The following is a 20,994-nucleotide window of genomic DNA, read 5'->3' as shown; positions in this document are numbered from 1 at the left end:
CTATACCAAATCAATTGTAAAAATTCAATTTGAGGGTGAACGCCATTGTCTCTGATAATTTGTGTTACGGGATATCACTTTTTTGATAGAATCATCTGTAAAATTCAATTCTCTTAATAAACAAACCTGGAGTATAACAGTCAGCGTGTGAAATAGTTGAATTAGCTCGTTACCTTTTGCAGCTTTTTCTTTCTCTTTTTCATCATGATGTGTCCAAGCATTACGAGTTTTTGAAGCTCGACTAGCAAAAAGTTCTCTATCTTGAACATCACCTATAAAATTACTAGGAAGTAAATCTGAAATATTTTTTATTAATTGATTTAATCTTGTTTGAAGAGTAATCTGATTTAAACCCTTAATTTTTCCCTTTAAAGCTGCCCTAAAATCATCACTAATTCCATTAGCTTCACCAACACTTTCTCTAGCAAAATCTTCTATAACTTCTAAAAGTTTTTTATAAATACCATCCTTGTATTTTTCAGATTTCTGATATTTGCCTTTATCTTTAAATCTATCACTAGCACTATGATAAGATTCTAATGCTTGTATTATATTGATAAAACCATAATTTATATATAAATTAGGAGTATAAATTGTAGTCATAAGCAGTTGAAAAACTGGAGTATATTTTTCTTGATTATTTATCCACGCCGTAAAAATTTCTCCTAATCTATCTTCCATATCATTAAACGTAAATAGCATATCATGAAGAGATAATTTCGTTTCTGAATTACTTAGATTACCTCCTAAACCAAATAATATAATAATTTCCTGTTCCTGAAATTCTTCTTTATTTATATATCTTGGAACAGGGACATCTAATTTTCCCTCAACAGAAATTATTGAAGTTGGCTTCGACATTGCAAAGCTCAAGAAATCTCTAAAATGTATAAATAAATCAATACATTCACTAAGAGATTTGTTATCATAATTACTAATTGTTAAATATGTTTTTTGTTCAATATTAATTTTATAGTAAGCAGTACCAAAATACCTGTTTTCAAATTGATTAAACATTTGAAAACAGGTAATAGATATATCTAAATCATTTATTTTAGTTAGGTAAATATTTTCAAGAGGGTGAGATTTTATTAAAACTTGATCGTCTTTTTTTATGTATGGTGTTATTCCTGATTTACCAACCCATTCTCTAAAATAAGAATATTCTATAGCAATAGACTTGAACTTGATACTCTCTTCATTTGAAATGTGAATTTTCCTCAAAATATACTTAGCGTAGAAAACTAAAGTATGTGTACTTTCAACGAAATCAAAATTTGCAATTCTACCAGAGCATTTATACAGTGTAATTTCTTCATTATTTTCAATTAAACCAAGAATGATTATTTCTTCAGGTTCGATAAATTCAAGCTCTTTCATTCCTGCTTTTAACAAATTTTCCTGATCAGCTAGAATAACGTCTGATGTTATATCTTTTTCTACAGAACTTCCATCATAGAAAGATCCCATAAGTTCAAGTCTTGCGTCCCTATCAGATGAAAAGCTTAATGTACCTGGTATTCGTACTTCTGGTTTACTAGGAATCCACCATTGACCGAAACTAATAAAATCTTGCATTGTGATTATTGAATAGAGTGAATTTATTATCAGTAGATATTATAATTTATTTTGGATATCTAAGCTAAAGTCTATTAAAAGTATAAGAGCAAGTAGTGAAGAATAAATTACCCCTCACCACTCACCCTTATCATCTAACCCAGCAAACCTACGCTCCTACAGATTCCTTAGCTGCATACAAAACTTCAGCCGAAATATCCTTAAACCCACGCTCACGGGCAAACTTTTCGGTATTTCGCTTCACTTTTCCGCGCACAAAACCAGGAATCTTATTCAATTCTGCTTGGCCATCTTTTGTCCAATTCAAACCAGATTCAGCAGAAATTCCTTTGGTAATTACTTCTTTTGTATCGTGTCCACCAAAGATTTCTAACAGGTGATCTTCCATTCCCAAAGTGAAGGAATTGTAGATTAAATCAGTGATTTGATTTGTGCCTTCATAACCCATAAATGGTTTGTAACCAATGGGGAAATTCTGCACGTGAATTGGTGCTGCAATCACACCGCAAGGAATATCCAAACGTTTCCCAACGTGACGTTCCATCTGTGTACCAAATATAGCAGAAGGTTCAACGCGAGCGATCGCATCCCCAATTTCACCATGATCATCTGTAATCAATACCTCATCGCAATATTCGCTCACCTGTTCTCTAAACCAGTCAGCATCATACTTGCAATAAGTACCAGCCCAAACCACATGAATTCCCATTTCCCGCGCCAAAATCTTCGTTAAAGCAGCCGCATGGGTATTATCACCAAATACCACTGCTTTCTTCCCAGTCAAGTTCTGACAGTCAATCGAACGGGAAAACCAAGCAGCTTGAGATACATGGAGAGTTTGTTCGTTGATGAAGTTCTCATAGTCAACTTCAGCACCTTGGGCGTTAATTACCTGCTGAATTTTGCGGATACATCTTGCAGTTTCCACAACACCCATCGGCGTAATATCTACGTAAGGAGTCCCGAATTCTTCTTCTAAATATTTAGCTGTTGTTAACCCAAGTTCGCGGTAAGGAACTAGGTTAAACCAAGCTTTTGGCATATTCTTCAACTCATGAACCGAAGCACCTTCAGGAATGACAGTATTTACCTCAATTCCCAAATCAGCCATTAGCCGTTTCAGTTCGGTACAGTCGTGGTTATTGTGGAAACCAAGAGTAGAAATACCAAAGATGTTAACTGAGGGTTTAGCAGTTTTCCCTGCTGGTAGTTCCCCACGCTTGCGGGCTTTATCAATGTAATATTGAACGATTTGTTGTAGAGTCCGGTCTGCGGCTTGTAATTCGTTATAGCGGTAATGATTCACATCCGCTAACATTACGTCCCCTTTCGCTTCCAACTGCGCTCTTTCCACAAAGTTGTGTAAGTCTTCTTGCAGAATGCTGGAGGTACAGGTGGGGGTTAAAACAATTAAATCGGGGTGTTCTTCAGCATCTTTGCGGGTGATGTTATCTACCACTTTTTCTTGAGAACCACGCGCTAAAACGTTTCTGTCAACCACACTAGTTGTCACTGGGGTGAAGTCTCTTTCCCGCGATAGCATGGAACGCATGACATTAAAGTAGTCATCACCGAGAGGTGCGTGCATGATTGCATGAACGTTTTTGAAAGAACTAGCAATCCGCAAAGTGCCAATGTGGGCGGGGCCTGAATACATCCAGTAAGCCAATTTCATCCGGTTTTCTCCCTTTACAACTCAAATAACTATAAGTGCTTGATTATTAAATCGCTTCTGATTTTCTCAAACCTACTGACTATGAACAAATAAGGTTTGTTGCGGGGTTAGTTGGAATGGGGGACGCGAAAACCTAGTTACTGACTGGGTTATGGCTGCTGAATTAAACAATATCGATGTTGTTTAAGTAAATAAATCTTAATGATTTGACAAATATTTTTATCAATCAATTTTTAGCATTAGCGTTCCGCAGTAAAGCTTTCCGAAGGAATCGCCCAAATAGAGCTTTACATGACTTCCTTGATCAGTAATTCGCTAAAATATACACCATAGGGTTAATTTCGGCTTCATTACCCATTACAAAAATTATGGTAAAAATACCCTTTCTGGCTTCGACAATTCCTCCTTTGACAAACGGCGACAAACTCACTCGTTATGAATTTGAGCGTCGATATAATGCCATCCCTAAACCTAAAAAAGCTGAATTAATCGAAGGAATAGTCTATATTATGCCTGCTGCTCTGCGTTTTAGAAGTCATGGTCAACCTCATGGTCGAATCTTAACATGGCTTGGTAATTATGAAGTTTTAACTCCCAGTGTGGCATTAGGAGTTGAACCCACAGTGCGTTTAGACTTAGATAACGAACCTCAACCTGATGCAATTCTGATTATTACACCAGAAGCAGGTGGACAAACTCGAATCAGTGAGGATGATTATATTGAAGGTGCGCCGGAGTTAGTTGTGGAAATTGCTGCTAGTAGTGTAGCTATTGACCTACATGGCAAAAAACAAGCTTATCGCCGTAATGGTGTCAAAGAATATATTGTTTGGCAAGTTTTAGACCAAAAATTGACTTGGTTTTCTCTGACAGAAGGTGAATATTTAGAACTAGTACCTGATCAAGATGGAATTTTACAAAGTCGGGTATTTCCAGGTTTATGGTTAGCGGTAAATGAATTATTAATAGGTAATATGCAAGGTGTGTTGAATGTTTTACAAGCTGGTTTACAGTCTGTTGAACACACGGATTTTATACAGAAATTAGGTACTGATTAACCTATTGTTATGTTTCATTAAAAAGGTCTAATTTTGTTTGTTTAACTTCCATTTTTTTCGATTCCATTACCTGTCAGAGACAGGTAACGAGGTGAAAGTCTCTACAAAACTAATTTAAAGCTAATTTACTCACCCAAATTAATCGCCGGATTCCTACTAAAAAACCCCCTGGGCATCAACTTAAACCCAACTTGGTGTCGTGGCATCACAGGCCAATCTTCTGGGCGGGGAACATGAGTCATTCCCATTGTGTACCACACCACAACATCTTCACCAGTTAAAGGCTCATTATCAACAATATATTTTGGTAAACCTTCGCCTGGTTTTGCTTGATTAGGATAATCTCCACCTGCATACATTTCACTAGGTTTATATTTTGTCACCCAAAGATGATGAGTTGCAAAACCAGCTTTCTCGCGGATTTTCGCACCTTCTACAGCATACATAATTGTATTTCCTCCTGGCATCAACATATATGCAGGAGGAACACCTAAATTATTCTGTTTATCTGCACTAGCAATTATCCATTCTCGACTGTGTTTGATATCTAAATCACGGACAGCAGCTTTTTCTGTTTTTAATGGCGTGTCTTCTACAGTAATGGCATTTCCCAAGGGATTTTTATCACTTATGGGCAAAGCTTCAACATTCATTTCCATCACTGAATTAGCCTGACCATCTACATCTAAATCTAGACGATAGTTGAAGAAATGCTGGTGATTTACTCCAAATATATTCTGAGCTAATAATCTGCCAAAGGAATTATTTTGAGTTTGGATTTTGGCTGCTGTTCCCTGTGCCAAGACAATACCTGTTAACTCATTTTGTACTTCCAAAGTACCATCCTGGTGAAAAATCCAATTAATGCTGTAATCATAATTATCAACAGCCGTCGTCATCTTCATTACTAATTCACGACTGCGACGAACATCATTTTTTTGGCTGTTGTATTCAAAATGTTTCCAGAGTACACCATTGTCTCTTTCATAGACACCAATCACTCCGGGCATTGTATAAGCATCTCCTTCACCATTAGCAAATACGGCATTCAGTAAAACCCCATTTTCGGGAACTTCCTCACCTATTTCCATCTTGTTTGCTAATAAACCGAGGTTATATTCTCCGACATCAAAGGCGTTACGAAATGACCAATTAGGGTTAGAATCACCATAAGGAACTGCCATTTCTGATAAACCAGCACGATATAAAATTGGTCTGTATTTTTCGCCATCTTTGTAATTAACAAGATATAAAACCAAGCCTTCACGGGGATGCATTAAATAACGAAATTTCCAACCTTGCCAACTAATTTCGTTACCTTTAATTTTGAAGGTTTGACCATGAGATTGAATAATTTTTAAGGGTTTTGGTGGTGAAAGTAATTTACTGAAGGCTTTTAGATCATAGTCCCAATTTTCTTGAGAAATAGGAACTACACCGTTATCAACAAAACTATCAATTTCACCTTTGTTTAAATTAACTGTAACCAAAACTCCTTCAATGGGACGGGCATAAAAATTCGATAGTTTCCCTTTGTAATAAGATAATGCTCGACAAAGACGATTACCTGATTTTTCTTCTGCTGAGGTGAGTATTCCTCCTGTCCAGCAACTGATTTGCACTTGGTCAAAATCTGTAATTCCCCGCTTTTGCATAGCTTTTTGCCATTGAGGATCAGATTTAATAACTTCTTTTGCTATTTCATAATCTGTTGGTAAAATCGCAGGTTGTACACCTGGTTTTTCTTGCCAGGAAGTTAAGGTTTTGGTGGTGAGATCAACTGTTCCTGTAAAAGTTTTGTTGAGTTCACGTTCATAAACTAATAAAAAAACCTGGCGTGTAAATGACTTACCAGGTGTAAAATTCAAGACTTCTTTTTTATCCGGTTCTTGCAAAGCAATCATGGGAAAAAATGCTGTATCACTCAAGGTTTTTTCCTGTTTGAGTATATCTACAGCTTGATTGATTTCTATCTCGGTTAATGGGTTTAAAGGATGGGAAATAACAGATTCCTGAGCAGATAAAATGCCCATAAATCCCAGTATGGCAGTAGTGAAAACAATGATGGCAACAACTAGCCCAAAAAACCTTAGTCTCTGAATCATTAGTTTACTTAATTTAGAACTTAGTTATTTATTTCCCAAGTGCTAATAGTAAAACCGATAGATTCAGAAACTAATTTGCAAGTAATTGGCTATGCAGTAACCAAACGCCGTAAAGATTCAGCACGACGTTTTGCAGTGGCGTTATTAGGAGCCAATTTCAGTACTTCTTCATACATTTCCAGTGCTTGAGAATTTAATTTTTTCTTCTCGTAAGCGTGTCCAAGATTATTCAGGGCTGATATATAATCTGGTTTCAATTTGATTGCTTCTTTGTACTGACGAATTGCTAAGTCATATTGCTCTTGGGCAAAATAAACATAACCCAAACCGTTGTAAACTGGGGCAATATTCTCTTCTCCCTCTTCTTCAGCAGCTTTAAGAGCTTTTTGAAATAGGGGTATTGATTGAGTAAAGACCTTTTTTTCGGAATAAATACTGGCTAATTCGTAATATTCTTGAGCCGTACCTTTTTCTTTAGTTAACTTGCTTTTCAACTTGGAAAGAGAACTTTCTAGTTTGCGAGTTTTGAAAATTTCTCGAAAAACACTCACACCTGCAAATGCGAGCAGACCAACAAAAACTGAGAGATAAACGACGGCTAGATTGTTATCCATTGCCTACAAATACAAATATAAAAAGTGCTTTCTCTATCTATTATTCAACTTTCTGGGAAAATGGGGAAATAAAAAAATAATTCGTAATTCGTAATTCGTAATTCGTAATTCGTAATAATACCTTCTTCCTTCTTCCTTCTTCCTTCGCGTCCTTCGCGCCTTCGCGGTTCATTTAATCCATATTCTGCTAGTAAGGAAGTAACCCCCAAAATTGTGCGCGTTCTTTGAGCCAACCTGTAGCTGTGTAACGTGCGATCGCTTCATTTACCTTTCGCCTTAATTCATCGTACTGCAAACCCTTGGGCATCACAACTGATAAAGGTTGGGCTGATAGCTTGGTGGGTAATAGCCGATATTGGGGATATTCTTGCACCCAACCACTGAGGACGCTGGTATCAGCCGCAAAAGCATCAGCAATGTTATTTTCGATTTTTTCTCGTGCTTCTACGTAGGAATTTACGCCTACTAACTCAGCATTGGGTATAAAATACTTTACCCTGGCGATGGTACTAGAATTGTTGAGGACTGCGATTTTACGTTTAGATAAATCTTGTAATTTTTGAATAGATGTATCTTTTGTAATTATTGCCGCACCATCAATATAATACGGAACACTGAAGCTAACTATGCGGGAACGTGATTCAGTTGCTGTAACTCTGGCAATGGTGAGGTCTACTTGATTGTTTAAAATTACAGACAAGCGATCGCTATTGGCAACCGATTTAAATCTCACCGCATCCGGCTTACCTAGCAATTCCTCTGCCAAACGCCTGGCTAAATCAATTTCTAACCCTTGTAAATTGCCGTTATCATCCTTAAATCCCAAAGGACGCAAGTTATATTTAACAGCAATATTTACATAGCCTCGTTGCTGAATTTCCGGCAACGTAGCGGCTGATGCAGTCAACGATTTTCCCCCAAAACAAAGGCAGAAAACCAAAACAAAGGTAGCGGATAATACCAGATGTAACTGATTAATTTTTGACCACCTGTTACATCCGTTATTCATCCGTTGCCACCTTTATCCTTTAACTGCGTTTGCCATTTCTGCAACTTTAGCAAAGCTTGCAGGGTCAAGAACTGCCAATTGTGCCAACATTTTGCGGTTTAGTTCAATGTTAGCTTTTTTGAGATTACCAATTAACTGGCTGTAGCTTAAACCATGTTGTCTAGAAGCTGCGTTAATACGTGTAATCCATAGACGACGGAAATCACGCTTCTTCTTTTTGCGATCGCGGTAAGAACTGCGAAGCGCCTTCATCACCTGTTGGTTAGCGGTTCTAAACAGAGTTGAGTGAGAACCACGAAAACCTTTAGCTATTTTGAGAATTTTATTGCGGCGTTTACGAGCTACATTACCGCGTTTTACCCGAGTCATATCTTAACTACCTGTGATGTTTTACAAATAAGGGAGCATCAAACGTACATTGTCTGCATCACGTTCACATACAAGTGCAGACTGGCGCAAACCACGCTTTTTATTGGAAGACTTGTGTTCCAGAAGGTGGCTTTTGAAGGCTTTGCGACGGACAATTTTACCGGTACCAGTGGCACGAAATCGCTTCGCCGCTGCTTTACGAGTTTTGAGTTTAGGCATGGGTTTGGCTATGATTCGACACAATCTATTATTATATATCAAAAAACCCAAATTAATTTTTTGTGGAGGTAGCGACTTTAGGATCTAAGACAATGCTTGCGCCGGTTTTATCTACGTGGTAAGTCCAAGATTGATTTTTCACTTTCACAGTTACTATCCAGCCTTCTACCGGGTCATACTGTTGAGTACAGACCTCCCCAAAACTGAATACGCAAGCATTACTAAAGGTTTTTTGTGTCGCTTGAGTAATTTTTATGGCGTTTTGTGGTAAACCAGAGCGTTTAGAAGCATCACTCACAACCTTATCAGCTATATCTTTTGGCAGTTGGGAAGTAGCAGATACATTCACCTTGGGGTCGAGCAGGATTTGTGAACCGGGTTGATTGACATGATAAGTCCATGATTGATCCTTTACCTGCACAACTACCTTCCAACCTCGAATAGGTCTATATTCCTTAGTGCAAATTTCTCCAAATCGAAAAATACAGGGATTTCCAAAGGTTGTAGCTGTGACTTGAGTAATTTTCAAATCAGGCATTTTTACCCCAGAACGTTTAGCCGCATCTCGTAGCACTGCTCTAGAAATATCTCTAGGTAGATTGTTTTGATTTTGAGCTAATTGTGTCTGTTCAGGACTAGGAATAGCCACAGAGGTTTTATTGTTAGAAATATCAAGTCCACAAGCCAGCAAACTGCTTAAAGCAAGGGTTAAAACAATTGATTGAGGTAATTTACCGACATTTTTCAGATGAAATGACATAATCTGTTTTCCGCTTCAACTTAAAAGGATATATAAACTTATTTACTGTTTTTAGCTTGATTTTGTTCCCAAATTGTTCCTAAAACCAGGGAATACAGAAACTATTTTGCTAATTGCTTGCAATTCCTATCAGTTGTATCTGGATAGATAAGACAATACCATCCTTAATTCAGGCGTTTTTAAATTCGTTATTGTAAATATCTTTTGCTGGCATTTTTCCCCTGTTTAATAACATTCAGGTGAGCCATCAAGACTCACCCCAATTACATTATACCAACAAAGCCTGTTCCTCCTTAGAAATCACCCTGCCCTCATCCTCAAAACCGGCAATTTGATCAAAGTTCAAATAACGATACAAATTATCAGCAAAAGGATGAATTCTCTCTGCCACAATATCCAAATATTCCTGCACATTAGGAAGCCTTCCTAACAATGCACAAACTGCGGCTAATTCCGCCGAACCTAAATACACTTGAGCGCCTTTACCCATGCGATTATTGAAGTTACGAGTCGAGGTAGAAAACACTGTTGTGTTATCATCAACTCGTGCTTGATTTCCCATACATAAACTGCATCCTGGAATCTCAGTTCTGGCATTTGCAGCTACGAAAACATCATAAACACCTTCCGCCTTTAATTGATGTTCATCCATGCGAGTTGGAGGCGCTATCCACAACCGCGCTTTTACCTCACCTGCACCTTCTAAAACCTTCGCAGTTGCTCGATAATGTCCGATATTTGTCATACAAGAACCAACAAATACTTCTTGTACAGGATCATTGGCAACTTCCGATAATAACTTAACATTATCTGGGTCATTGGGAGCAGCAACAATTGGTTCTTTGATTTCACTTAAATCAATTTCAATTATTTCTGCATATTCCGCATCTGTATCTGCTGACATTAACACAGGATTTGCTAACCATTCTTCCATTTTCGCCACTCGACGCATAATGGTTCGCTCATCGTGATAACCCCGTGCTACCATGTTTGTTAACAGGGCAATATTGGAACGCAGATATTCGGCAACGGTTTCTTCACTTAATTTAATTGTACAACCAGCACAAGAACGTTCTGCGGAAGCGTCGGTTAATTCAAAAGCTTGTTCAACTTTCAAATTTGGTAAACCTTCAATTTCCAAAATCTTGCCAGAGAAGATGTTTTTCTTGTTCTGCTTTTCTACAGTTAACAACCCTTTTTGCATGGCGACATAAGGAATTGCATTCACTACATCTCGCAAAGTAATTCCTGGTTGCAATTCTCCTTTAAATCTTACCAAAACTGATTCTGGCATATCCAAAGGCATAACACCCAATGCACCAGCAAAGGCAACTAACCCAGAACCAGCAGGAAAGGATATTCCTAATGGGAAGCGGGTATGTGAGTCTCCACCTGTTCCTACGGTGTCGGGTAACAACATCCGATTTAACCAAGAGTGAATGATACCATCACCAGGACGCAAAGCTACACCACCACGTTGAGAGAAAAAGTCTGGTAGTTCTTGGTGGGTTTTGATGTCTACTGGTTTGGGATATGCGGCTGTGTGACAAAAGCTTTGCATTACTAAGTCTGCACTGAAACCCAAGCAAGCGAGTTCTTTTAATTCATCCCTAGTCATTGGGCCTGTGGTGTCCTGAGAACCCACTGTAGTCATGATTGGTTCGCAAGATGTCCCCGGACGTACCCCTGGTAAACCACAGGCTTTCCCGACCATTTTTTGCGCTAATGTGTAGCCTTTTCCGGTGTCGGCGGGTGCTTGGGGACGTATAAATAAAGTGCTGGGTTCTAAACCTAATGCTTGACGGGTTTTGTCGGTGAGGGTACGCCCAATTAGTAGGGGAATACGTCCACCGGCGCGGACTTCGTCTAAGATGGTGTCAGGTTTGAGGCTGAAGGTGGAAATTATTTCTCCTGCGGCGTTGGTAACTTCGCCTTTGTAGGGATAAATGGTGATCACGTCACCGGTTTCCATTTTGGTGACATCGCATTGGATGGGTAATGCACCGGCATCTTCGGCTGTGTTAAAAAAGATAGGAGCGATCGCACTTCCTAATATATAACCCCCAGCCCGTTTGTTGGGAACAAAGGGTATATCATTGCCCAAATGCCATAATACAGAATTAATTGCAGACTTACGAGAAGAACCTGTACCCACAACATCACCGACGTAAGCAACGGGATATCCTTTCTTCTTTAACTCGACAATAGTTTCTAAACTTCCCGGTTGACGAGTTTCTAACATCGCCAAAGCGTGTAAAGGAATATCCGGCCGGGTTGTAGCGTGGGTAGCTGGTGATAAGTCGTCGGTGTTGGTTTCCCCAGGAACTTTAAAAACCGTAACCGTAATACTTTCTGCTAATGTGGGACGCAAAGTAAACCATTCTGCTTCTGCCCAAGAGTCTACCACTCTTTTAGCGTAGGGGTTGGTTTTCGACAATTCCAAAACATCATGGTACGCATCATATACCAACAAAATTTTGCTGAGTGCGTTGGCTGCATAAGCGGCTATGGGTTCTTTTCCCTGTCCCCCCATAACTAAAGGTGTTTCCGAAGATGTTGATACAGATGTGGCAGAAACTTGTAGTAAATCAATTAAGGATTGTACATTGTAACCGCCTATCATTGTTCCCAGGAATTCCACTGCGTCTATTGGTGAAACTAAGGGACTGGTTATTTCCTCTTTCGCAATAGCAGTCAGAAACCCAGCTTTTACATAGGCTGCTTGGTCTACACCGGGGGGAATGCGATCGCGTAATAAATTTAATAATATCTCTTCTTCGCCCTTTGGTGGATTTTTCAGTAATTCACACAATTGTGATGTTTGTACTGCATCTAACGGTAAGGGCGGAATACCAAGTTGGGCGCGTTCTACAACGTGCTGACGGTATTGTTCTAGCATTTTTATGTTCTCCACTGGTGTGTCCTCCCTTAATTATGAGCTAATTTCGGGGAGAATTTGGCTATAAAAGTTTACATTATTTTGATGATTGCAAGCATTAGTGATAAACTCTTACATTGCTGCATTAACGCACCCCACTTATTAAAATATTCAAACAGTCTATTTACGATAATCTTACGTCTGAAAACCCAAATTTCTCATCAATTCAGTCAGCGATATCCCATGCAAACGCGCCAACTCTGCTAAATATTCTAAACGATGTGCTTGCAGTTTATCTATTTGTTCACTCAGGTATAATAACTCTCCATATTCTTCATTTGTCAGTCTTTCTTCCTCTGTTTTAGTTATCAATTTGTTATGATAATTATGGTTATCACAAGAAAGATCATTATTTATTTTTAGGAATAGTTCTACTTCCTCTTTTAGCAAGCTTGCTGATTTTCTTTGAGTATGTAAAATCATAACTTGAGAGACAAATTGATCTAGTTCTGGCTGGTTTAACTGCTGAACAGCTTGGAGTAAAACTTCAGAAGATAATTGGATTTCAATTTTCACTGTTGACATTTTCTAAATCTCGCCAGCTAATTTGTTAAAATTGTATCAATAGATTAATAATAAATACAGCAGTTCTCGGTCGAATGCAATACAATCGAAGCTGGGGAAACCCAGCCCCTAAAGGCTTGGCGATGAAAAACTGTACCTCATAACATCAGGAAGTATTGTATATGTGGTCTTGAGCAACCGTACAAATACTACTTTAAAGTAAAATCAATCAAAAGGAGTTAACTCTAACCATTTTTATTGAAAAAGTATCTTTTTAATAAAAAATATTAACTTTATTATTGTAGAACAGACGTTCGTCCCTACCCATATACTTTATTTAATGTGAATTCGACAAGTTCATAGAACCCCTCTTCAAACATCTCTCCAAAGTGGAGAGGAGTTGGGGAGAGGTTCTTTGATTTATAGCGGTATGCATTTGAATGAAATACATCATAGCCCCCTCATCGCTTGCGGGGAGGGGGTTGGGGGTGGGGTTCTTGTATCTCACTCAACCGAGAACCGCTATATGTAGGGATAACGCATCAAACCTTTGATAATAGTGCGTTACGGATTTTATGCACCTACAAATATTACTATTAACAAAAAAGTATCTTCAAAAAAATTAACCAAACCAGTGAGAAGGTTGACAACCGGGTTGAACTGTTTCACAAAGGTGATTACTAATCCACTCTGATTTTTGTTGGATAATAGAGAAAATACCTTCATGAATCAAATTTTGTAGATGTAAGTGTTGCTCTAAAGGATAACGTGGTAACTTTTGGTTGAAAGAGTTATCTTTTTCGTCTTCATGTATGGGAATTTGACTATCAGGAACTGCGCTATAAAAACCAGGAAGACGATTGATAACAAAGGAAATTAGCTCTTGTCGTAAATCAGGAATTGCAAAAGCCTGTTGATAAGGTTCATACAGATATGTATCTAAAACACTTTCAATTTCACAAATGAGTGATTGGTGGGATAACTTGACTACTGTTTCCATGATTTATTATCTCCTGATTGTTAATAATTTACACAACGAAAAAGTTATTTAAATGGTGTTTTTGTCATGATAAACAGTTATGGTATTTTTAGGATTAGACCTCAGACCCCTATCTAAAAAATTTGTTTTTGGCAAAATTTTAGATATCTAACCGTGCTAATTTCAGATTAAATTTATACCCATTTGGATATAAATTTAAAAATAGTATTCATTTAATTTTTGATATTATCGGTTTATAATCCTAATTATTTTAAATTTACAATTTTTTACAAAAAACTATACAAAACGCAGCATAAACTATGAGGGATCAATTTTGGTATCATTACCCTAACCTCAACGAAGTCAGATGGGGTAGTTCATCCTATTATCGGCTGATGTTCTTCGCGCCATAACTGATATAATCGATTTGCAGGAATGGTCATATACAAAATATCTCCTGCACTCAAATTGGTATCTAACAAATCCCAACCGTGTAAAGTTTGATGATTTGTCTCTACATACAAAGGTACAAAATCAGCAGACCTAGCTACATCTTTTACCCACTGACCACAAAAAGGATGTAAGGGCGTAATCAAAGTGGCAAAAGCTACCCACAAACTATCGCCAATAATACCATTACCAATAATTCTACCTCCAAGGGCAGCAGCAGCAAAAGCCGGTGCTGCTAATTCTGCGGGACTGAGTACAGCTTCAAAATCAAATACCTGTTTTGTCATGCCGGCAAAATCAGGATCAGCATAATGAACAATCACCGGAATTTTTGGTGTTAAACCTTTAGCTTTGAGAGCAATTTCTAAATTAGTAGCATCGTTATTAGTAACAGCCAAAACAGCAGATGCGGTATCTATATTACTTGTTTGTAGAGTTGTGCGGAAACTCGCATCTGCAAGAATTACAGGAATACTCATTCCTCTGGCAGTATTGACAAATCTATTATTAGGATCTGTTTCAATTACTACTACTTCATATCCACCTGCATGAAGTTGTTGAATAATTCTAATACCAATACCACTCAAACCACAAACAATATAATGATTACGTTGGGGAATTCTGGCAGCATCCCAAAATTGTTTGAGGCGAGTACCTAAAACAAAATCGGTGAGCATAGCATACCAAATACCAAAAACTGCTGCCCCAGCCAGCATCATAAAAACTGTAAATAACTTAATGCTATTGGGTGCTTGTTCTACAACTTTGTCATTACCACCAGCACCTGTAATCATGCCCACAGCAAAATATAAAGCATCAACAAATGAGATATTTAATTTAGCCGAAACATAGGTAAATGTGGCGAGTAAAATAATGACTATTAGCGCCATCGCCATGACGACTACTGATTGGGCGTGTTTCTGAAACTGCCGAACACTTGTGAAGATTTTTAGAAATTTTCTTCCCCATGATTTACGAGGGAGATTAACACGGGGTTGAGAGCCAATAATTAATCTATCGCCTGCTTTCAACCTTTGTTCTGATAATACCGCAGATACTAAATTTATCTTCCCTAGCAATGGCAGATAATAAATTAGCATCCGGGACTTATCTTCCCACAAATCACTCAGTTTACAACCTCTCCAAGGATGATCTTCATCAATATATTCTTCCTGAATTGGCCAAGTTTGATCAAATAACTTGATTTGCCCAATTGCTTGATTTCCCAGGGCTGCAAAGGTAAATACTGGTGCTGCTAAACCAACAACACTCATACTTAAATGATCTACAAGAGTTTGATCTAGGCGTTCGCCCAAGTTCGGATTATAGAAGCGATTAATAATCCGAATTTGAGGATTCAGTATCCGCGCCTGCATCATAATTGACAAATTTAACGCATCATCAGAACTAGCAATTACTAAAGTATGTGCTTGCTCAATTCCTGCTGCTTTTAGGGTAGAAGCTGTGTATAATTCACCAATAATTACATCTCCCGCAGCTTCGCCAGGTATGGGTTTGCGATGAATACCGACAACTAAAGCACCCTGTTGTCTCAGCAAACGAAAGATTTTATATCCAGTACGTCCTAAGCCACAAACAATGATTCGAGGTTTCATGAAACAGCAGCATGATTTACAAGAAAGGCTGCATATCAGTTCTTTATTTCCATTGTTGCTCACTTGAGGGAGAGATAACTGTAGCTGAAAATACTATAAATTTAAATGAGATGTTACTTTAACAAGGGTTTTTCAGTCAAATTGCAATATTCACCCAACTTCTGCTACTCAAGCTTTGAGCCGGTTTCAATCCCTAATAGAGATTAATGAAAATTGCAATATTTGCTATTTTCTCGTTAAATTGCTTCATAAATGTTTCAATTCCTAATAGGGATTAATGAAAATTGCAATTAACAAGGCTTTGAGTGTGTTGAAAAAGTCCAAAATCCTTTGTTTCAATCCCTAATAGGGATTAATGAAAATTGCAATGCGATTCCTCTTATCTTAGCGATTTATCTCCAAAAGATAGTTTCAATCCCTAATAGGGATTAATGAAAATTGCAATCCAAAGCCTCCATCATAATATTGCTTTGGGCGACCGTTTCAATCCCTAATAGGGATTAATGAAAATTGCAATAATAATCCATAGAGCGTAAATCCAATGATAGTAAGTTTCAATCCCTAATAGGGATTAATGAAAATTGCAATAAATTGCTTATTTATCAGATAGTTGATGTTTACGCGTTTCAATCCCTAATAGGGATTAATGAAAATTGCAATTACCCTTAACGATAATGCTATGATAAACGTACCCTAATCAAGTTTCAATCCCTAATAGGGATTAATGAAAATTGCAATGATTTCATTGAGTGTGGCAATCGTTTCTTCTGTGGGGTTTCAATCCCTAATAGGGATTAATGAAAATTGCAATAGCGGGAGGCTGAAAGCCTTTGTGTATTTGATTTTCAAGGTTCGATTGCGCGGATGGGATAATCATAGTCCATTTCAGGAATTGTGTCAAGAACAAAAAACGCTGAAACCCAGTCTGTGTAAGGTGCGCGGATGGTTCATCAACATTAATAGCCGCAAAACCAAGCCCATCAAGAGATACAGCCATTTTTTGCTACTTCTAATTTTTTACACCTACCCATCCGCGCTAAAAAGCCGATGATTAATTCACCAAATCAGGGAAAACCTCTTGTACAGCGGGATGTATTAAAAGATTATTCTGTACATTCAAACCCTTAGCTAAAGCTGGATTAATATCCAAAGCCTTAATTCCCAAATTAGCTAACTGCACAGCATAGGGTAAAGTGCTGTTGTTGAGAGCTTGAGTAGATGTCCAAGGTACAGCCCCTGGCATATTAGGAACGCCATAATGTACCACACCCTCATCAATATATACCGGACTGGTGTGAGATGTAGGGTGTAATGTTTCTACACATCCACCTTGATCAACTGCAACATCCACAATCACCGAACCGGGATGCATTTGTTTAACTAAATCACGGGATACTAAAATTGGCGCTCTCCTTCCAGGGATTAAAACCGCACCAATGAGTAAATCGGCTTCTTTAACTGCGGTTTCAATATGGGCAGAGTTGCTATAAAGCAGTTCAACTCTAGAACCAAATAGAGTTTCTAAATAAGCAAGGCGTTCAACGTTGACATCTAAAATTTGCACGATCGCACCCATGCCCACAGCAATTTTAGCGGCTTCTGTGCCGACAACACCACCACCTAAAATTACTACTTTGCCAGCTTTGACACCGGGTACACCGCCTAAAAGTACCCCTTTACCACCTTGTTGACGTTCTAGGAATCTAGCTCCAAATTGTACCGCTAACCGACCAGCGATAATGCTCATGGGGGTAAGCAAGGGTAGTCTATTCGCCCCTGGTTGTTCTACTGTTTCGTAAGCGATCGCACTAATGCCACAATCTAGTAAATGTTCTGTTAATTTGCGATCGGCTGCCAAATGTAAATAAGTAAATAATAACTGTCCCTTCTGCAAAAAATTATACTCACTTACCAAGGGTTCTTTCACCTTGATAACTAACTCCCGATTCCAAGCAGCTTCGGGTGTAGAGACAATTTCTGCTCCCGCACTGCTATAGTCATCATCTGTAAATCCAGCACCAGTACCTGCCTGTGTTTGGACAAAGATACTGTGACCATTTTCCCGCAGCACCCGCACACTAGAAGGACTCAACCCTACACGAAACTCTTGATCCTTAGTTTCCTTAGGAACGCCGATTTCCATTTACAGCCTCTGATATTTTTTTATTTACTCTAGCCTGCCAGTCTCCATCTTGCTACTTCCGTATTAGAGATAGCCAATTTCTTACCTATCTCCCCTAAATCTACCTGAGAAACCGCCAACTCTTACCCTTGACTAATCTCCCAGTATTCTTACAATAGATAAAGAATCATTAAAAATTGTAAAGTCAGCTTTTGCATTGCTCTCTCCAACAAGCTGCTGTTGGACTTCTCAAGTTAAAGCACTGCAATTAGCTAAAAGCTCAATTTAAAGTTTCGTTTGCCATTAAGAAGAGAGGAAAAATTGATAATGACACAACCACAACCCAGTGTTAACCCCAAACTAGAAGATCCCAAATTTGGTTTTAATGAATATTCCGAGCGCCTAAATGGTCGGGCGGCTATGATTGGCTTTATCTTAATGGTTTTGATTGAATATCTCACCAATCAAGGCGTACTCTCATGGCTTGGTTTAAAGTAGTTCCACATGAAAGCATAGCTATTAACTAACCCAAGTTGTTCATCATCTAGTTTAGGCTGGTGATGGGTAATGGGTAATTCGTAATTCGTAATTCGTAATTTTGAAAAACTCTTACCTGTCACCTGCTATATGATTGGCAGGAAATTACTAAACATCATAGGGAATTACTACACTACCTCTCCAACTCCAAAAAACTATAATATTATATGCCTTGATAGCCTTGGATCAGAAAGGTCAATTGCCTATGAGGTATTCTAGGTTAGATTCTAGGTTAAATTTATACAAAAAGTTAACGGGAACTGAATAAGCTGTGATGAACGCTGTATTACCTCGTTTTTTGAAGTCAGCATATCGGAAAGAACCTATCATTAGTGCATTAGTCACAATGGGTGTAGTAGATGCACTGATTGGTGGTTTGGATGATAGCTGGTCGTTGTTCGCTTTTGGCTTGGGAACAACAGGAATAGCTCTGGTTTTTAAGTTATGGCGGATGCAACAGCGTCCCCCTTTACCAGAGGAGCCTGTAGTGCAACATTATTTACCTTCTAACTCCTCCAGTCCACCTTTACCAATCATGACCGTTTCCAAGAAAAAACCACGCCAGTAGGTAGTAGTGAGTACCGAGTATTGAGTATTGAGTATTGATTTAATTCAATAGGTGTCCATAGGTGAGGAGAAACTGTGAGAAGTGAAGGAAGAAGGGGAAGTAATACGGTTATTCGCTCTTGTATGAGCTTGGTATTCATGACATCTGTAGCTCTATCAATTCCTATGATTCAAGAGTTTTACAGTTATCCTGCTCATGCTGCTGATGAATTAAAGACAAAATCCCCAGATAGCAAAAGTTTTGCCAATCCCCAACTACTTCACACCTTACTCGGACATACGGGAGCTATTAAATCTCTAGCTTTTAGCCCAAATACTAAACTTTTAGTCACTGGTGGGGCAGAAAATGAGGGTATGATTCGCCTCTGGAATCCTCAAAAGGGAAAAATTTTGGGTACGATTAACAGAGCGCATCAAGGATCTGTAGACTCTATCTTGATTACTCCAAATGGTGAAACTCTGATTAGTTGTGGTAGTGACTACAGAATTAACCTTTGGAATCTCAAAAGTCTGGAGTTTAGCCGTTCTTTTGTTGGACATACAAGTCCAATATTGTCTTTAGCCGTTTCTGCTGATAGTAAAGTTCTTGTCAGTGGTGGTTTAGATGGGATTCGTTTGTGGGATTTAAAACGACAAATGCCACTAGCCACCTTGGTACGCTTTGATAATGCAATTCATACCCTAGCGCTTAGTTCTGATGGACAGACCTTGGCTAGTGGTGATAATAAAGGTGTAGTTAAGCTATGGGACTTGCGTAGTAACAAATTAATCCGAGCATTTGTGGCGCATTCTCAGATAGTGACTGGGTTAGCTTTTACACCCAATGGCGAAACTTTAGTTAGTGCCAGTCGGGATACAAGTATTAAAGTTTGGAATGTCAACAGTGGTGAACGAATCCACACCCTTAGCGGACATAATAATTGGGTGAATGCCATTGCGATTAATCCTGATGGCAAAACCCTAGCTAGTGGTGCTAAAGATGGAATTAAGCTGTGGGATTTAACTACAGGTGAGTTGAAAAATACGCTTAATAGTCAGAGTAAGTCGGTGAATGCGTTGGTGCAGCCCATTGAGGATATTGCGTTTAGTCGTGATGGACAATTTCTGTCCAGTGCTGGATTTGATGGGAAAATTAATATTTGGCGGAGTCGTTGAAAAACCTATAAAAAAACCCCCTGAGTGGGGGACTGTAAGTTATTCAAGTGGAGTGAACAACTAAGTAATTAATACTTAAAGTAGATACAGTAATCCGAACAGAATGATCCAAATTACGTCTACGAAGTGCCAGTACAGTTCAGCGGCTTCAATGCCGAAGTGCTTTTCGTTGCTGTAGTGACCAGGAGTGCGCGATCGCCACAAAACTGCTAAAATCGCCAACACTCCGATAGTTACGTGCAGTCCGTGGAAACCAGTTAAGACGTAAAACGCACTGGCAAATAAATTGGTAGTTAAACCAAATTCTAGATGGGTGTATTCATAAATCTGACCCGTTAAGAAAATTGCACCCATTGCGGCAGTAATTGCCAACCAAGTCCGCATTCCTTTGACATCATTGGTTTTGATTGCAGTATCACCTTTGTGCATGACAAAACTGCTGCTAATCAAAATAATGGTATTCACACCAGGTAACAACAGTTCTAATTCTGGTGTACCTGCGGGAGGCCAGACAGGTAACATAGAACGGAAAGCTAAATAAGCCCCGAACATCCCTACAAAAATCATCCCTTCAGCAATCAAGAAGACAACCAACCCAAACATACGATGGTCTGGATGTGCTTCGTGATGAGCTTCTACAGCTTCATGGTGATGATTCTGTTCAATTTTCGCTGGGTCAATTATCTGACTTTGCATGAATTTTTAAATGGGTAATTGGTAATGGGTAATTGGTAATGGG

At 38.6% G+C, this 20,994-nt stretch carries 18 protein-coding genes and 1 CRISPR repeat array; of the genes, 4 read left to right on the top strand and 14 right to left on the bottom strand.

Annotation, left to right across the window (positions count from 1 at the left end; genetic code table 11):
* Positions 1-24: 24 nt before the first annotated feature.
* Both ACSQ6I_RS00500 and bchB read right to left on the bottom strand, forming a co-directional pair.
* Entirely contained in the window at positions 25-1,578 is a 1,554-nt protein-coding gene (locus tag ACSQ6I_RS00500) for a HEPN domain-containing protein (protein ID WP_438888266.1), read from the bottom strand.
* Positions 1,579-1,726: 148 nt separating this feature from the next.
* Positions 1,727-3,253 (bottom strand): ferredoxin:protochlorophyllide reductase (ATP-dependent) subunit B, encoded by a 1,527-nt coding sequence (gene bchB / locus ACSQ6I_RS00495; RefSeq protein ID WP_438888265.1) that lies wholly within the window; start codon positions 3,251-3,253, stop codon positions 1,727-1,729.
* A 368-nt stretch (positions 3,254-3,621) separates the two neighbouring features.
* Between bchB and ACSQ6I_RS00490 the strand changes: the two genes are divergently transcribed.
* Positions 3,622-4,311: a Uma2 family endonuclease gene (locus ACSQ6I_RS00490; protein ID WP_438888263.1), complete on the top strand. Its 690-nt coding sequence runs from the start codon at positions 3,622-3,624 to the stop codon at positions 4,309-4,311.
* 125 nt (positions 4,312-4,436) lie between these two features.
* Here the strand turns inward: ACSQ6I_RS00490 and ACSQ6I_RS00485 are convergent, their stop codons facing one another.
* The 11 genes from ACSQ6I_RS00485 to ald form a co-directional block, all read right to left on the bottom strand.
* Complete coding sequence (locus ACSQ6I_RS00485; protein WP_438888262.1) at positions 4,437-6,416, bottom strand: primary-amine oxidase; 1,980 nt, start codon at positions 6,414-6,416, stop codon at positions 4,437-4,439.
* An 89-nt stretch (positions 6,417-6,505) separates the two neighbouring features.
* The gene (locus tag ACSQ6I_RS00480; protein ID WP_438888261.1) at positions 6,506-7,030 is read right to left on the bottom strand and encodes a tetratricopeptide repeat protein; all 525 of its coding nucleotides are present in this window, start codon (positions 7,028-7,030) and stop codon (positions 6,506-6,508) included.
* Between the two features lie 187 nt (positions 7,031-7,217).
* Positions 7,218-8,039: a transporter substrate-binding domain-containing protein gene (locus ACSQ6I_RS00475; RefSeq protein ID WP_438888260.1), complete on the bottom strand. Its 822-nt coding sequence runs from the start codon at positions 8,037-8,039 to the stop codon at positions 7,218-7,220.
* Between the two features lie 12 nt (positions 8,040-8,051).
* Positions 8,052-8,408: a 50S ribosomal protein L20 gene (rplT, locus tag ACSQ6I_RS00470; protein WP_015217013.1), complete on the bottom strand. Its 357-nt coding sequence runs from the start codon at positions 8,406-8,408 to the stop codon at positions 8,052-8,054.
* A 21-nt stretch (positions 8,409-8,429) separates the two neighbouring features.
* The gene (gene rpmI, locus ACSQ6I_RS00465; protein ID WP_015217014.1) at positions 8,430-8,627 is read right to left on the bottom strand and encodes a 50S ribosomal protein L35; all 198 of its coding nucleotides are present in this window, start codon (positions 8,625-8,627) and stop codon (positions 8,430-8,432) included.
* A 52-nt stretch (positions 8,628-8,679) separates the two neighbouring features.
* On the bottom strand, positions 8,680-9,387 hold the full coding sequence (locus tag ACSQ6I_RS00460) for a hypothetical protein (RefSeq protein ID WP_438888259.1): 708 nt from the start codon (positions 9,385-9,387) through the stop codon (positions 8,680-8,682).
* 268 nt (positions 9,388-9,655) lie between these two features.
* A complete protein-coding gene (acnB, locus tag ACSQ6I_RS00455) occupies positions 9,656-12,286 on the bottom strand; it encodes a bifunctional aconitate hydratase 2/2-methylisocitrate dehydratase (RefSeq protein ID WP_438888258.1) in 2,631 nt (876 codons plus the stop codon).
* Between the two features lie 174 nt (positions 12,287-12,460).
* Positions 12,461-12,850 (bottom strand): STAS/SEC14 domain-containing protein, encoded by a 390-nt coding sequence (locus ACSQ6I_RS00450; protein WP_438888257.1) that lies wholly within the window; start codon positions 12,848-12,850, stop codon positions 12,461-12,463.
* A 601-nt stretch (positions 12,851-13,451) separates the two neighbouring features.
* Complete coding sequence (locus ACSQ6I_RS00445) at positions 13,452-13,829, bottom strand: hypothetical protein (protein ID WP_438888256.1); 378 nt, start codon at positions 13,827-13,829, stop codon at positions 13,452-13,454.
* A 356-nt stretch (positions 13,830-14,185) separates the two neighbouring features.
* Positions 14,186-15,874 (bottom strand): potassium channel family protein, encoded by a 1,689-nt coding sequence (locus tag ACSQ6I_RS00440; protein ID WP_438888255.1) that lies wholly within the window; start codon positions 15,872-15,874, stop codon positions 14,186-14,188.
* Between the two features lie 183 nt (positions 15,875-16,057).
* Positions 16,058-16,685: direct repeats of the CRISPR family, unit length 37 nt; unit sequence GTTTCAATCCCTAATAGGGATTAATGAAAATTGCAAT.
* A 240-nt stretch (positions 16,686-16,925) separates the two neighbouring features.
* Entirely contained in the window at positions 16,926-18,017 is a 1,092-nt protein-coding gene (ald, locus tag ACSQ6I_RS00435; protein ID WP_438888254.1) for an alanine dehydrogenase, read from the bottom strand.
* A gap of 306 nt (positions 18,018-18,323) precedes the next feature.
* Here ald and ACSQ6I_RS00430 point away from each other — a divergent pair, with 306 nt between their 5' ends.
* From ACSQ6I_RS00430 to ACSQ6I_RS00420, 3 genes are all read left to right on the top strand, one after another.
* Positions 18,324-18,494, top strand: coding sequence for a hypothetical protein (locus ACSQ6I_RS00430; RefSeq protein ID WP_015217022.1), 171 nt, complete (start codon positions 18,324-18,326; stop codon positions 18,492-18,494).
* 313 nt (positions 18,495-18,807) lie between these two features.
* Positions 18,808-19,101, top strand: coding sequence for a hypothetical protein (locus ACSQ6I_RS00425; RefSeq protein WP_438888253.1), 294 nt, complete (start codon positions 18,808-18,810; stop codon positions 19,099-19,101).
* 137 nt (positions 19,102-19,238) lie between these two features.
* Entirely contained in the window at positions 19,239-20,255 is a 1,017-nt protein-coding gene (locus tag ACSQ6I_RS00420) for a WD40 repeat domain-containing protein (protein WP_438888252.1), read from the top strand.
* A 75-nt stretch (positions 20,256-20,330) separates the two neighbouring features.
* Here ACSQ6I_RS00420 and ACSQ6I_RS00415 read toward each other — a convergent pair whose 3' ends face one another.
* Positions 20,331-20,951, bottom strand: coding sequence for a cytochrome c oxidase subunit 3 (locus tag ACSQ6I_RS00415; protein WP_438888251.1), 621 nt, complete (start codon positions 20,949-20,951; stop codon positions 20,331-20,333).
* Positions 20,952-20,994: the final 43 nt, after the last annotated feature.

The organism is Anabaena sp. WFMT (genome assembly GCF_051781005.1).
GTDB lineage: Bacteria > Cyanobacteriota > Cyanobacteriia > Cyanobacteriales > Nostocaceae > Anabaena.
This window is presented reverse-complemented; position numbering and strand designations above follow the sequence as displayed.

What these genes read in the sequence shown, in the direction of transcription:
- ACSQ6I_RS00500 (WP_438888266.1), bottom strand. Translation starts at nt 1,578, where the DNA reads ATGCAAGATTTTATTAGTTTCGGTCAATGGTGGATTCCTAGTAAACCA.
- bchB (WP_438888265.1), bottom strand. Translation starts at nt 3,253, where the DNA reads ATGAAATTGGCTTACTGGATGTATTCAGGCCCCGCCCACATTGGCACT.
- ACSQ6I_RS00490 (WP_438888263.1), top strand. Translation starts at nt 3,622, where the DNA reads ATGGTAAAAATACCCTTTCTGGCTTCGACAATTCCTCCTTTGACAAAC.
- ACSQ6I_RS00485 (WP_438888262.1), bottom strand. Translation starts at nt 6,416, where the DNA reads ATGATTCAGAGACTAAGGTTTTTTGGGCTAGTTGTTGCCATCATTGTT.
- ACSQ6I_RS00480 (WP_438888261.1), bottom strand. Translation starts at nt 7,030, where the DNA reads ATGGATAACAATCTAGCCGTCGTTTATCTCTCAGTTTTTGTTGGTCTG.
- ACSQ6I_RS00475 (WP_438888260.1), bottom strand. Translation starts at nt 8,039, where the DNA reads ATGAATAACGGATGTAACAGGTGGTCAAAAATTAATCAGTTACATCTG.
- rplT (WP_015217013.1), bottom strand. Translation starts at nt 8,408, where the DNA reads ATGACTCGGGTAAAACGCGGTAATGTAGCTCGTAAACGCCGCAATAAA.
- rpmI (WP_015217014.1), bottom strand. Translation starts at nt 8,627, where the DNA reads ATGCCTAAACTCAAAACTCGTAAAGCAGCGGCGAAGCGATTTCGTGCC.
- ACSQ6I_RS00460 (WP_438888259.1), bottom strand. Translation starts at nt 9,387, where the DNA reads ATGTCATTTCATCTGAAAAATGTCGGTAAATTACCTCAATCAATTGTT.
- acnB (WP_438888258.1), bottom strand. Translation starts at nt 12,286, where the DNA reads ATGCTAGAACAATACCGTCAGCACGTTGTAGAACGCGCCCAACTTGGT.
- ACSQ6I_RS00450 (WP_438888257.1), bottom strand. Translation starts at nt 12,850, where the DNA reads ATGTCAACAGTGAAAATTGAAATCCAATTATCTTCTGAAGTTTTACTC.
- ACSQ6I_RS00445 (WP_438888256.1), bottom strand. Translation starts at nt 13,829, where the DNA reads ATGGAAACAGTAGTCAAGTTATCCCACCAATCACTCATTTGTGAAATT.
- ACSQ6I_RS00440 (WP_438888255.1), bottom strand. Translation starts at nt 15,874, where the DNA reads ATGAAACCTCGAATCATTGTTTGTGGCTTAGGACGTACTGGATATAAA.
- ald (WP_438888254.1), bottom strand. Translation starts at nt 18,017, where the DNA reads ATGGAAATCGGCGTTCCTAAGGAAACTAAGGATCAAGAGTTTCGTGTA.
- ACSQ6I_RS00430 (WP_015217022.1), top strand. Translation starts at nt 18,324, where the DNA reads ATGACACAACCACAACCCAGTGTTAACCCCAAACTAGAAGATCCCAAA.
- ACSQ6I_RS00425 (WP_438888253.1), top strand. Translation starts at nt 18,808, where the DNA reads ATGAACGCTGTATTACCTCGTTTTTTGAAGTCAGCATATCGGAAAGAA.
- ACSQ6I_RS00420 (WP_438888252.1), top strand. Translation starts at nt 19,239, where the DNA reads ATGACATCTGTAGCTCTATCAATTCCTATGATTCAAGAGTTTTACAGT.
- ACSQ6I_RS00415 (WP_438888251.1), bottom strand. Translation starts at nt 20,951, where the DNA reads ATGCAAAGTCAGATAATTGACCCAGCGAAAATTGAACAGAATCATCAC.